Origin of the sequence: Azorhizobium oxalatiphilum (assembly GCF_014635325.1) — a bacterium.
Taxonomy (GTDB): domain Bacteria; phylum Pseudomonadota; class Alphaproteobacteria; order Rhizobiales; family Xanthobacteraceae; genus Azorhizobium; species Azorhizobium oxalatiphilum.
This window is the reverse complement of sequence record NZ_BMCT01000001.1, coordinates 1,193,495-1,205,560: the sequence shown is the minus strand read 5'-3', so window position 1 is coordinate 1,205,560 and position 12,066 is coordinate 1,193,495. Positions and strand designations below refer to the sequence as shown.

General features: G+C 68.7%; 9 protein-coding genes. 6 read left to right on the top strand and 3 right to left on the bottom strand.

Features of this window, described 5'->3' with window-relative positions; genetic code table 11:
• Window positions 1-75 precede the first annotated feature (75 nt).
• From IEW24_RS05460 to IEW24_RS05450, 3 genes are all read right to left on the bottom strand, one after another.
• Window positions 76-2,475, bottom strand: coding sequence for a TonB-dependent siderophore receptor (locus tag IEW24_RS05460; RefSeq protein WP_188576125.1), 2,400 nt, complete (start codon window positions 2,473-2,475; stop codon window positions 76-78).
• Window positions 2,476-2,639: 164 nt separating this feature from the next.
• Window positions 2,640-3,671: a FecR family protein gene (locus IEW24_RS05455; RefSeq protein ID WP_188576123.1), complete on the bottom strand. Its 1,032-nt coding sequence runs from the start codon at window positions 3,669-3,671 to the stop codon at window positions 2,640-2,642.
• A gap of 37 nt (window positions 3,672-3,708) precedes the next feature.
• The gene (locus IEW24_RS05450) at window positions 3,709-4,230 is read right to left on the bottom strand and encodes an RNA polymerase sigma factor (RefSeq protein ID WP_188576121.1); all 522 of its coding nucleotides are present in this window, start codon (window positions 4,228-4,230) and stop codon (window positions 3,709-3,711) included.
• Window positions 4,231-4,719: 489 nt separating this feature from the next.
• On the opposite strand from IEW24_RS05450, the gene IEW24_RS05445 reads away from it, so the two are divergent.
• From IEW24_RS05445 to IEW24_RS05420, 6 genes are read left to right on the top strand one after another with little or no spacing between them, the layout of a single operon-like run.
• A complete protein-coding gene (locus IEW24_RS05445) occupies window positions 4,720-5,640 on the top strand; it encodes an AAA family ATPase (RefSeq protein WP_244644245.1) in 921 nt (306 codons plus the stop codon).
• A gap of 38 nt (window positions 5,641-5,678) precedes the next feature.
• Entirely contained in the window at window positions 5,679-6,638 is a 960-nt protein-coding gene (locus IEW24_RS05440) for a DUF58 domain-containing protein (RefSeq protein WP_188576117.1), read from the top strand.
• Window positions 6,635-7,171 (top strand): DUF4381 domain-containing protein, encoded by a 537-nt coding sequence (locus IEW24_RS05435; protein WP_188576116.1) that lies wholly within the window; start codon window positions 6,635-6,637, stop codon window positions 7,169-7,171. Before IEW24_RS05440 ends, IEW24_RS05435 begins: the two co-directional genes overlap by 4 nt.
• Window positions 7,168-8,199 carry a vWA domain-containing protein gene (locus IEW24_RS05430; RefSeq protein ID WP_188576114.1) on the top strand — a complete coding sequence of 344 codons (1,032 nt, stop codon included), beginning with the start codon at window positions 7,168-7,170 and terminating at the stop codon, window positions 8,197-8,199. The genes IEW24_RS05435 and IEW24_RS05430 overlap by 4 nt, the downstream gene beginning before the upstream one ends.
• Window positions 8,196-10,259 carry a VWA domain-containing protein gene (locus IEW24_RS05425; RefSeq protein WP_188576112.1) on the top strand — a complete coding sequence of 688 codons (2,064 nt, stop codon included), beginning with the start codon at window positions 8,196-8,198 and terminating at the stop codon, window positions 10,257-10,259. Before IEW24_RS05430 ends, IEW24_RS05425 begins: the two co-directional genes overlap by 4 nt.
• Complete coding sequence (locus IEW24_RS05420; RefSeq protein ID WP_188576110.1) at window positions 10,256-12,064, top strand: BatD family protein; 1,809 nt, start codon at window positions 10,256-10,258, stop codon at window positions 12,062-12,064. Before IEW24_RS05425 ends, IEW24_RS05420 begins: the two co-directional genes overlap by 4 nt.
• Window positions 12,065-12,066 lie beyond the last annotated feature (2 nt).

The following is a 12,066-nucleotide window of genomic DNA, read 5'->3' as shown; positions in this document are numbered from 1 at the left end:
CGGACTTGCCGGGCTTTGCATGCTTTGCAGGTTCCCGTGTGGGTTCCTTGGGCGGGGTTTGCGTGCGCTCCAGCATCACCACTTGTAGGATAGTGTCGCCAACACCGTGCGACCCGAGCCGAGCGCGCAGTAAGGCGCGCCGTAGCAATAGGTCAGATAGTATTTGTCGAACAGGTTGCTCACATTCAGCGCGAACTTCGCCCCCTGAAGCTGCGTGGAAAGCGCTCCGAAGTCGTAGTACACCGCCGCGTCGACCAGTGAATATCCGGGAACCTTGATCGGGTCCACGCTCGAAATTTCCGAATAAGTCGAGCCAACATACCGCACGCCCCCGGCCACCGAAAGGCCGGCCAGCTGGGGCTGAGTGAAGTTGTATTTAATCCAAACTGAGCCCTGGTTCTCGGGCGTGTAAGGCGCCGGACGTCCCACTTCATAAGGATTGGAACTCTCCGTGGTCTCGCTGTCCACATAAGAATAGCCGGCAGTGAACTCCCAATTGGCGTTCAGCTTGCCCTTGGCCTCCAGCTCAAGTCCCTTCACCTCCACCTTGCCGATCTGCGAGGAGATGAAGGTGACGGGATCCGTCGTCACCACATTGTCCTGATGGATCTGGAAAACCGCCGCCGTGAACAGCGCGTCCATGCCCGGCGGCTGATACTTCACGCCGGCCTCGATCTGGTCGCCCGTGGTCGGCTTGAGGCCGTTGCCATCGGCGTCGAAGCCCATCACGGGCTGGAACGAGGTGGCATAGGAAATGTAGGGCGCGATCCCGTTGTCGAACTTGTAGGTCAGCCCGGCGCGATAGGTGAAGTCGCTGTCGTTCTGGCTGGAGCTGGTTTCGGCCAGCCAGTCGGTGGTGTCCATGCTGGCCCAGTCCTGCCGGCCCGAGACAGTCAGGATGAAGCGGTCGAACGAGATCTGGTCCTGCACATAGACGCCCCAGGCCGTCTGCGTCTGCGAATTGTCGGTGCGGTTGAAGAAGGGCCCGATGGGCACGGAAACGGGCGGCGCATACATGTTCACGGCGGGTGCCAGCGCCACCTTCATGTTGAAGTCGCCGGAGGTGCGCAGATAGTCGAGGCCGAACAGCATCTCGTGCCGGAGCGCGCCGGTGGCGAACTCGGCCCTGGCGAGATTGGTCATGGTGAAGGTGCCAGCGTCCGCCCCCATGATGAAGGCGCTGCGGTCCACCATGAAGAGATTGCTCTGCACGCCTTCCGAGCGGGTGGCGCTCACATCCGCCGTCACATGGGCGTAGCGGGCCTTCTGCTCGAAGCTCCACACATCGTTGAAGCGATGGTTGAACTCGTAACCCACCATCCACTGTTCGCGCGAATAATTGTCGAAGGCGGGGTCGCCGAGATAGGTGGAGCGCGGCAGGCGCCCGTAGGGGTTCGGGAACAGCGTGCCCTGCGCCGGCAGGAAGGCCTGCGGATAGGTGCCCTCGTCGCGGCCATACTGGGCGAGCACGGTCAGCGTCGTGTCCTCGGACGCCTTCAGCGTGAAGGAGGGCGCGAGGAAGAGGCGTTCGTCCTTGGTGTCGTTCACCTGCGTGCCGGCATCGCGGGCGAGACCGGTCAGGCGCACCAGCAGGGTCTTGCTGTCATTGACCGCCCCGCCCACGTCGAAGGCACCCTGAATGCGGTCGAAGCTGCCGGTCTGCAATTCGATCTCGCGGATCGTCTCCGCGGTCGGCCGCTTGCTGATCATGTTGATGAGGCCGCCGGGCGAGCTTTCGCCATAGAGCGCCGAGGCCGGCCCCTTGATCACCTCCACCCGCTCCAGACCGTACACCTCGATGCGCGGGGAGCCGTAGAACTGGAGCAGCGGCAGCGGCATGCCGTCGAGATATTTCAGCGGATCGAAGCCGCGGATGCGCATGTCGTCATAATGCGCGCTCTCGCCATTGGGCTCGACGAAGACGCCGGGCGTGTAGCGCAGCGCCTGCACGAGGTTCTGCGCGCCCTGATCCTGGATTTGGTCGGCCGTCACCACGGAGATGGACTGCGGCACGTCCACAAGCGGCGTGTCGGTCTTGGTGCCGGCCATGCTCACCAGCGCCACATAACCGTCCACCGGGCCGAGCGCCGTCTGCTGCGCGCCCTGCACGTCCACCGTATCGAGCAGGATGCCGCCACCGGAATCGACCGCCCCGCCGCGCGCCGGGGCCTGAATGGAGACGGAATTATTGGTGAAGCGATAGGTCAGCCCACTGCCCGCCAGCAGCCGCGCCATTGCCTGCTCGCGGCTCATGCTGCCCACCACGGCGGGAGAGGATTTGCCGCGCACGAGGTCGGCATTGAGGAACAGCTCCACGCCGGCCACGCGGGAGAATTGCAGCAGCGCCTGCGAGAGCGGCTGGGCCGGCAGGTTGAAGGCGATCTCGGACGGGCGCGCCACCTGCGCCGCCGCCATCTGCGGCAGAACCGCGAACGGGGCCGCCGCCAGCACGGTGGACACCAGCAGCGCACGCATACGCGCCTTGCTCCGGGTGCCGTTGCTGCCGAATGCCGTTCCAGCCGCCGCGCGCGTCATATCCCCACCTCTGCCAATCCGATGAAACAACCGGCCCGCATCACGGGCCTCATGTTTTCCCGACACCCGGCAGGCGGGGGAGCATTATGGGCATGCGGATTTTTTCAGCCGCCCGACAGGATGACGGTGACGAAGCCCGGCGCGCCGACCATGGATAGCTGGAGCGTATCGGCAAGCGAGCGCAGCGCCTGATCGCTCTGCCGGGCATCGAACACGGCGGTGACGGGAATGTCGCCCAGACGCTGATCCGCCAGCAGGATGGAGCCGCGCCGGTAGCGCTCCAGTTCGGCCAGCACCCGTCGCAGCGGCACATCGGCGAACACCAGCCGGTCGCGCCGCCAGGCCTGCACGGTCTCTGCGTCGGCGGCGGTCACGGCCCCTACGCCGTCGCGGTCGTAGCTCACCTGATAGCCGGTCTCGAGCGCCACCGGCGCACCGCCTCCGACACGGACCTCCACCGCATGCTCGTCCACCGCCACGGTGACATGGCCATCGAGGCGCTTCACGTCGAAGCGCGTGCCCAGCGCCCGTGTGCGGCCCGGCCCGGCCTCCACCACGAAGGGACGTGCGGCCTCTTCCGTGACCGTGAAATAGGCTTCGCCATAATGCAGCGTCACCCGTCGGAGATCCGAACCGAAGGCGACATCCAGCGCGCTATAGGCGCCCAGTTCCACCTGCGAGCCGTCCGGCAGCGCGAAGCTGCGCCGCTGGCCCACATCGGTGGCATAGTCGGCGAACCGGCCCGGCCGCGAGGCCCACCACAGGCCCCCACCCGCCAGCAGCAGGCCGGCCGCGCCGGAGAGCACCGCGCGACGGCTGGGGCGGCGTTGCCGGCGGCCCTCCCGCATGGTGTCATCAAGCAGATCGAAGCGCTGCCACAGTCGCTCGGCGCGCTGGAAGGCGACGGCATGGTCCGGCCCCTGCGCCAGCCAGGCGGCAAAGGCCGCATGATCGGCCGGGGTCGCCGCCTCGTCGCGCAGGCGCACGAACCAGCCCAGCGCTTCCTGCTGCACAGGCGAAAGCGCGGATGGTTCCTCCGGCCCGGACGGGGCGGATGCAGCGGGCGGCATGGGCTCGGCGGGTGGCACCTGCAAGTCCTCGAACGGCCATGTGAGCGGCGGAAGCGGCGTCCTCATGGGTTAGACCCGTGGGGCTGGATTGAGAATTACCCGCTCACCACTCCGTGAACAGCGTATCCGCGCCGAGCGCGCGGTCGAGATCGGCCAGGGCATTCACCATCTGCACCATGACCGTATTGCGCGCGATGCCCATGCGCGCCGCCACCGCGTCATAAGACAGGCCCTCGAACTTGTGCAGCACGAATACCTCCCTACGCCGGGGCGGCAAGGCGGCGACCGCCTCCAGCAGCCGCCGAAGCTCGCTGCGATAGAGGGCGATCTCCTCCGGCGAGGGGGCGGCATCGGCCACGCTGTCGCGTGCCGCCTCGCCCACATCCAGCTCCACCCCCTGCCGGAGATGGCGCAGATGATTGAAGGCGAGATTGCGCGCCGCCCGCGCCAGATAGGCGGGCGCGCGGTCCACGCCATCGGCTTTCATCAGATTGAGGAAGGCGTCCTGCACCAGCTCTTCCGCCGTGGCGCGATTGCCCACGATCCGCTGCACGAGACGGACGAGGCGTCCCTTCTCGCTCCGGAAGGTCTGCGAAAGGATATGGGTCAGACTTTCGGACTGCATGCCGTTTCCAACAGGGACGACGCTGGACCTGTCGAAGCGCCCACCAATTCAACGCATGCTAAGCGTGCCCCAGAGAAAACATCAATATGCATTACTTTTAATTATTATAATGAAGATATTTATCTGTTGGCGAAAGGCGCAATGCCAATGCGAGCGGATGCTTGAGCCCGGCCGATGCAGCCACGCCATGCGTGCTCCGGCTGAATTCAGCATTACCCAAGTAGGGTTCAGCCCTGCCTCGCGCACCTCCGGCAGGCGTCATACGCAATCCTGACCGGGCGTGGGCCACGGCTGCGTGATTGCGGCCAGAGAACATTTCCAGTGCGACCTGCCTCTGAGGTATAGAGGGCGCAGGTGGATGCCCGAACTGGAACGATTTCTGGAATGACCGTGACCCCCGACGCCCTCGCCATGGCCGCAAATGCGCAGGCCCAGTCCGCGCAGGCACATGACGGCTACCGCAGGGCCTTCCACCGCCTCGCCGACTATATGAACGCCTCCATCCTCGGCCAGCCGGCCTTCGTGGACCTGCTGTTGGTGGCGGTGCTGGCCGATGGCCATCTGCTGGTGGAAGGCGCGCCGGGCCTTGCCAAGACCAAGGCCATCAAGGCGCTGGCCAAGGCCATCGACTGCGACGAGCAGCGCATCCAGTTCACCCCGGACCTGCTGCCCTCCGACCTCACCGGCACGGACATCTACCGCCCCGAGGATGGCTCCTTCCGCTTCCAGGCGGGGCCGGTGTTCCACAATTTCATCCTCGCGGACGAGATCAACCGCGCCCCCGCCAAGGTGCAGGCGGCGCTGCTGGAAGCCATGGCCGAGCGGCAGGTGACGGTGGGCGGGGCCACCTATGCGCTGCCCAAGCTGTTCCTCGTCATGGCGACCCAGAACCCCATCGAGCAGGAGGGCACCTATCCTTTGCCCGAGGCCCAGCTCGACCGCTTCCTGCTGCATGTGAAGCTGGACTATCCCGACATCGCCGCCGAGCGCGCCATCCTGCGCCTCGTGCGTGGCGAGGCGCAGGGCGAGGTGGTGGCGTTCGGCGAGCGCGTCAGCCAGTCCACCATCTTCGGCGCACGCCGGCAGGCACTCGCCACCTACATGTCGGAAGCGGTGGAGGAGTATCTGCTGCAATTCGTCTTCGCCACCCGTAATCCGGAGCTGTACGGCAAGGATCTGGCGGGCGTCATCTCTTTCGGCGCCAGCCCGCGCGGCACCATCTCGCTCGACCGCAGCGCCCGCGCCTTCGCCTGGCTGCGCGGCCGGGACTATGTGGTGCCCGAGGACGTGCAGGCCATCGTCAAGCCGGTGCTGCGTCACCGCATCCTGCTCAACTTCGAGGCCCAGGCGGACGGCATGACGACGGACCTGTTCCTCGATACGCTCATCGGCCGGGTGCCCGTGGCCTGACGTAACAGCCGCCAGAACCCGACCCGCACAGACCTCATATGCCCAACCCGGACTTCGCCAGCTCCGATTTCTATGGCCTCGTCGCCCGGCTCGACGAGCTTATCGCCGTGCGCCCCGGCGGCCGCGACGGCTTTGCCTCCCGTGGCCGGGTGAAGACCCAGCAGAACGGCGGCTATCGCTCGCCCTTCAAGGGGCGCGGCATGGAATTCGACGAGGTGCGCGCCTATCAGCCCGGCGACGACATCCGCACCATCGACTGGCGCGTGACCGCCCGCACCGGCCGCACCCATACCAAGCTGTTTCAGGAGGAGCGCGAGCGCCCCGTCCTCATCCTCATGGACGCGCGCAGCTTCATGCGCTTCGGCACCCGCGACACCTTCAAGTCCGTGCTCGCCGCCAAGGCCGCCGCCGTGCTGGCCTGGACCTCCATGGATGGCGGCGACCGCGTGGGCGGCGTGGTGCTCTCCCCCACCGGCGCCCACGCTTTTCCGCCGCAGCGCGCCCGCAGCCGGGTGCTGGGCTTCGTGCGAGCCGTCGCGGAAGCAACACAGGACGGCTTCGGCCGCGAGCCCATGGCCGGATCGGAGCCCCCGCTGGCCGAGGCCATCGGCCGCCTGCGCCTCGTCTCGCGGCCGGGCACGCTGGTGTTCATCGTCAGCGACTTCCACGATTTCGACGCCGCCGCCGCGCGCGAGCTGAACCGCCTGTCGCTGCACGCCCACGTCACCAACGTCTTCATCTATGACGCGCTGGAGGCTCACACGCCCGCGCACGGCGCCTATCCGGTGAGCGACGGCAGCGCGGTAGCGATGCTGGACGCCGACAGCGAGGCGGTGCGCGCCGCCTATGCCCGCCGCTTTGCCGCCCGCCGGCACATGGTGGCGGCGCTCGCCCGGCAGCGGGGCATGGGCTTCGTGCCCATCCGCACCGGCGAAGACCCCGCCGACCTTCTCCATCCCGAGCGCCTCGCCCGCCGGCCGAAGGGCGCAAGCGCATGACGGATACCCCCGCCCCCGACAGCGTGCCCACCAACGCCCCCGGCCTGCGGCTCGATCCCGGCGCGGGCGATCCGCTGCTGGCGCTGCGCGATATCCATCTGCCGCAGGCGGTGTCCTTCTGGCCGCCCGCCCCCGGCTGGTGGGGGCTGCTGGCCATCATCCTGCTGGCCGCCCTGCTGGCTGCCATCCTCGAATGGCGGCGGCGGCAGACGCTCGCCTATCGCGCCATGCGCGAGCTGGAGGCCATCGCGAAGGACACCGCGCGCTATCAGGACTCCCGCGCGGTCGGCGCCGCCGCCGCCTTGCTGGTGCGCCGCATCCTCGTGACCCGCGCCCACTCCCCTGCCGCCGCCGTACTGACCGGCGACGACTGGCAGTCCTTCCTCGGCAAAGGCAAGGCCGGCCTGCCGGACGACATCAGCCGCTTCCTCGCCGCCGCGCCCTATCTGCCGCCCACCGCGCCCGCCGCCCGTGCCATGGAGCGGGACAGGCTGGTGCGCGCGCTGAAGCGCTGGATCCGGGGCAACGCATGATCGAGTTCCAGTGGCTCTGGGCTGCCGCTCTCCTGCCCCTGCCCCTTCTGGTGCGTCTGCTGATGCCCGCCGCGCCGAAGACGCGCGCGGGCGCGCTCCGCCTGCCCTTTTATCGCGAGATCGCCGGCGTCGGGCTCGTCTCGGATGGCGGGCGGCGCAAGCGCCTCGTGCGCCTCGCGCTCATGAGCGTCATCTGGCTGCTGCTGGTCCTCGCCGCCATGCGCCCGGCCTGGATGGGCAAGCCCGTGCCGGTGCCGGTGGAAGGCCGCGACCTGATGATGGCGGTGGACCTCTCCGGCTCCATGCAGCGGCAGGATCTGGCGCGCGGCGGCATTCCCGTGGACCGCCTGACCGTGGTGAAGGGCGTGGCCGATGACTTCATCGCCCGGCGCAGGGGCGACCGGGTGGGGCTGATCCTGTTCTCCACCCGCGCCTATGTGCAGGCCCCGCTCACCTTCGACCGCAATGTGGTGCGCGATCTGCTGCGCACCTCGGTCATCGGCCTCACCGGGCAGGAAACCGCCATCGGCGACGCCATCGCGCTTGCGGTGAAGACGCTGCGCACGCGGCCGAAGGAACAGCGCGTGCTGGTGCTGCTTACCGATGGCGCCAACAATTCCGGCGTGCTCGACCCGGTGCAGGCCGCCGAGCTGGCCAAGGCGGACGGGGTGAAGATCTATACCATCGGCGTCGGCGCGGACGGCTTCGCCATCGGCCAGCGCATGGTGAACGCCACCAGCGAGCTGGATGAAGAGACGCTCAACAAGATCGCCGAAATGACCGGCGGCCGCTATTTCCGCGCCCGTGACGCGGCGGGGCTGGCGGCCATCTATAACGACATCGACCGCATGGAGCCCACGGCCGGCGATCCGCTCTATCTCAGCCCCACGGTGGCGCTGTTCTTCTGGCCATTGGGAGCGGCGCTGGGGCTTGCCGGCCTGTTCGGCTTCGCGCTGCTGCTGCCGCGCCGCGTGCGGTCCACCGCTCCGCAGCCCGAGCCCCCGCAAGCGGAGGGCGCACGGCCATGATGCCCGCAGCCCTCGCCGCCATCCTGCCCGCCGATTTCCATCTCCTGCGCCCGCTCTGGATGCTGGCAATGGTGCCTGCGCTGCTGCTCTGTGGGCTGCTGTGGCATCGCATGGGCAAGGGGCGCAGCGCGTGGATCGGACTTGTGGACGCCCATCTCCTGCGCGCGCTCGCGCTGAAGGATCGCGGCTCCGCCAAGCGCTGGCCCGTGCCGCTGCTGTTCCTGGCCGTGGCCCTCGCCAGCATCGCCATGGCTGGCCCCACATGGCAAAAACTGCCGCAGCCGGCCTCCGATCGCATCGACCCCACCGTGGTGGTGCTCAGCCTCGCCCAGTCCATGAACGCCACCGACCAGAGCCCGAACCGCATCACGGCGGCCCGGCACAAGGTGGCCGACATCCTCAACCGCATGCGCGGCGGACAGGTGGCGCTCGTCATCTTCGCCGACGCGCCCTTCGTCGCCGCGCCCCTCACCGAGGATGCGCGCGTCGTCGAGCAGATGCTGCCCGAGATCGCCACCGACCTGATGCCGGTGATGGACAACCGGCCGGACGCCGCCATCCGGCAAGCGGTGGAGCTTTTGAAGAACACCGGCTCCCCCACCGGCCGCATCGTGCTGCTCACCGATGGGCTGGGCGACCGGCCGGAGCAGACCCGCGCCGCCGCCGCGACTGCGGCCGCAGCCGGCTATAGCGTGAATGTCATCGGCCTCGGCGGCGAGACGCCGGTGCCGCTGCTGGCCTTCGACGGCCGCAAGCTGGACGGGCGCGACGGCACCGTTCTGACCACCAGCCTCGATGCCGCCGGCCTGCGCGATCTGGCCGCCGCCGGCCACGGCCGTTTCACGCCGCTTACCGCAGGCGACCGCGATCTCGACACCATCTTCGCCGATGCTCTGCCCGGGACCGCCCGCACCAACCCGCAGGACGCGGGCCTCTCGGCCGATCAATGGGTGGACATGGGACCGTGGCTCGTTCTGGTGCTGGCCATCGCGCTCGCCCCCCTCGCCTTCCGGCGCGGCTGGATCGCCGCACTGTTGCTGGCAGTGCTGGCGACAGGCGGCGCGCCGCGCGATGCGCGGGCGCAGGACAGCACCGCGCCCCCATTCGAGCAGCGCTGGCGGGATCTCTGGCAGACGCCGGACCAGCAGGGCGCCAGCGCCTTCGACCGCAAGGACTATTCCGGCGCGGCCCAGAGCTTTCAGAACCCGGACTGGCAGGCCACGTCGCTCTACAAGAACGGCGAGTATGAGAAGGCCGCCGAAGCCTTCGGCCGGCTGCCGAACGGCGCCTACAATCAGGCCAATGCGCTGGCCCGCGCCGGCAAGCTGGACGATGCGATCAAGGCCTATGACAAGGCGCTGAAATCCGATCCCGACAATGCCGACGCGCTCTACAACCGCGCGCTGACCCAGAAGCAGATCGACGCGAAGAACAAGCCCGACCTCCCCCAGCCCCCGCCCCAGCAGGGTGGTGGCGGTGGCGGCAGCGACCAGAACAAGCAGGATCAGGCCAAGCAGGACCAGCAGAACCAGAAGAACCAGAAGAACCAGCCTGACAAGCAGGACCAGAAGCAGGACAGCGCGCAGAACAAGCCGCAGGATCAAGGCAATACGCCGAAGGACCAGAAGCCACAGGGCGACGATCAGGCGAAATCCAAGCCGGATCCGAAGGAGCAGGGCCAGAACAAGGATCCGGGCAAGGACCAGCCGCAGAACCAGCCCAAGCCCGGCGACACGGACCCGGCTAGACCCGACCCGAAGAACGCCGGCAACCAGCCCGCCAAGCCCGACCCGCAGAAGCCGGAGCCGGCCCCTCAGCCTCAGCCCATGCAGGCGCAACCCGCACAACCGGGCGGCGACAAGCCGGGCGCGGAGAAGGACGAGGACAAGCAGGACCTCGCCGCGCTGCCGCTCGGCCAGCGTCCGCTCACGGCGGACGAGCAGAACCGCGAGCAGGCTTTGCGCATGGTGCCGGACGATCCCATGGGCCTGCTGCGCGCGCGCATCCGCGCCCATTATGCCGGCCGGCCCGTGCCGGTGCAGGGGACGGACGCGCCATGATGCGTCTGCCCACGCACCTCGCCCGGCTCCGCGCGGCCCTCGTCCTGCTGCTGGCCCTCGCCCCGGGCCTTGCGATAGCCGCGAGCCTGACCGCTACCGTGTCGCCCACCAACATCATCGACGGCGATACCGTTGAGCTTGTGCTCAGCCTCACCGATGGCGACGGCAAGCAGCCGCCCAACCTCTCCGCCCTCACCCGCGACTTCGATGTGGTGGAACAGGGCCGCCGCAGCCGCCCCGTCACCGAGAACGGCCGCCGCGTCACGGTGAATGAGTGGCTGATCACCCTCGCCCCCAAGCGGTCGGGCAAGCTGGTCATTCCGCAGCTGGCGGTGGCCGGCCTCCTCTCGCAACCGCTCACCATCACCGTGGTGCCCTCCGCCACGGCCACGCAGGACATGGACGAGAAGCCGCTGTTCGTGCGGCTGGAGGCCGGCGACGTTTCACCTTTCGTGCAGAGCGACATTCCGGTGAGCGTGCGCGTCTATGCGCGCATCGACATGCTGGGCGGCGGCCTCTCGCCGCCCGAGGCGGACGGCGCCGCCTTCACCCCGCAGGGCGAGCAGCGCCAGTACGCGCGCGCCATCGGCAAGTTCCGGTATCAGGTGATCGAGCAGAATTATCTGATGCGCCCGCAGCGCTCCGGCACCATCACCGTCAAGCCGGTGACGCTGCGGGCGCGGGTGGTGTCCTATAGCGGCAACGAGGCGTCCGATGCCATGGCGCGCATGCTCGGCCGGCCGCCCGGCACCATGCCGTGGATGAACACGCCCACCGCCACCCGCGAGATGATCACGGAGTCCAATCCGCTCACCATCACCGTGCGCGAGCGGCCTGCCGATGCCAAGGGCTGGTTCCTGCCCGCCCGCAGGGTGGCCATCTCCAGCGAATGGACCACGCCGCTCAAGGACGCGAAGGTGGGCAGCGTGCTCTCGCGCACCATCCGCCTGGAAGCGGTCGGCGCGGGCCCGAACCAGCTGCCGCCCCTGACCCCGGCGGATGTGGCCGGCATCCGCCAGTATGTGGAGACCAACCGCTCCGAAAGCGCGCCCATCCGTGGCGAGCAGGGCGCGCTGCTGACGCAGACCGTCTCCGTGGTGCCCACCCGCGCCGGCACCTATACGCTGCCCGCCATCGAGGTGGCATGGTGGAACACGGCCACCCAGCAGCAGCAGACGGCGGTGCTGCCGGCGGAGACCTTCACCGTCGCCCCCGATCCGCGCGCCATGGCGCAGGAGCCTCCGACACCCGTCACCAGCACCACGGCCCCGCCCCCCGGCGCCACGCCCACCCCGCCGCCGGTGGCCGCGCCGGCCAGCGACCGCATGGCGGACGTCTGGGCCTTCCTGTTGCGCCATCGCGAAATCATCGGCAGCGTGCTGGGGGCAGCCATCGTCCTGTTCGCGCTGGGCTATCTCGGTCGCTGGCTGCGCGGTGCGATCGCCGCCCGCAAGCGGAACGCGCCCGTTGCCGTCACCGCCCCTGCAACGCCCTCCCGCGCCAACGCGTTGCGTGATCCGGAAGCGGCAGAGCAGGCGCTGATCAACGCCTGCAAGGCGAAGGATGCGGGTGCAGCCCATCGCGCGGTGCTCGCGTGGCTGCGCCTGTCGGGCGGCGCCGGCACGCCGGTGAGCCCGGATCTGGAGCGCGCCCTCGGCACTCTGCGCACGAGCGTCTATGGCGAGACACCCGCGCGCTTCGACGGCGGCAGCTTCCTGAAGGCCTTCCGCGCCGAGCAGAAGGCGCGCGGCGCCAAACCGAAAGCGGTACGCGGGGCGAAGCTCGCCCCGCTTTATCCCAGCTGACA

Bases quoted from the DNA above. Each gene is read 5' to 3' on its own strand.
- IEW24_RS05420 (WP_188576110.1), top strand. From the start codon at position 10,256: ATGATGCGTCTGCCCACGCACCTCGCCCGGCTCCGCGCGGCCCTCGTC.
- IEW24_RS05445 (WP_244644245.1), top strand. From the start codon at position 4,720: ATGAACGCCTCCATCCTCGGCCAGCCGGCCTTCGTGGACCTGCTGTTG.
- IEW24_RS05430 (WP_188576114.1), top strand. From the start codon at position 7,168: ATGATCGAGTTCCAGTGGCTCTGGGCTGCCGCTCTCCTGCCCCTGCCC.
- IEW24_RS05460 (WP_188576125.1), bottom strand. From the start codon at position 2,475: ATGCGTGCGCTGCTGGTGTCCACCGTGCTGGCGGCGGCCCCGTTCGCG.
- IEW24_RS05450 (WP_188576121.1), bottom strand. From the start codon at position 4,230: ATGCAGTCCGAAAGTCTGACCCATATCCTTTCGCAGACCTTCCGGAGC.
- IEW24_RS05455 (WP_188576123.1), bottom strand. From the start codon at position 3,671: ATGAGGACGCCGCTTCCGCCGCTCACATGGCCGTTCGAGGACTTGCAG.
- IEW24_RS05425 (WP_188576112.1), top strand. From the start codon at position 8,196: ATGATGCCCGCAGCCCTCGCCGCCATCCTGCCCGCCGATTTCCATCTC.
- IEW24_RS05435 (WP_188576116.1), top strand. From the start codon at position 6,635: ATGACGGATACCCCCGCCCCCGACAGCGTGCCCACCAACGCCCCCGGC.
- IEW24_RS05440 (WP_188576117.1), top strand. From the start codon at position 5,679: ATGCCCAACCCGGACTTCGCCAGCTCCGATTTCTATGGCCTCGTCGCC.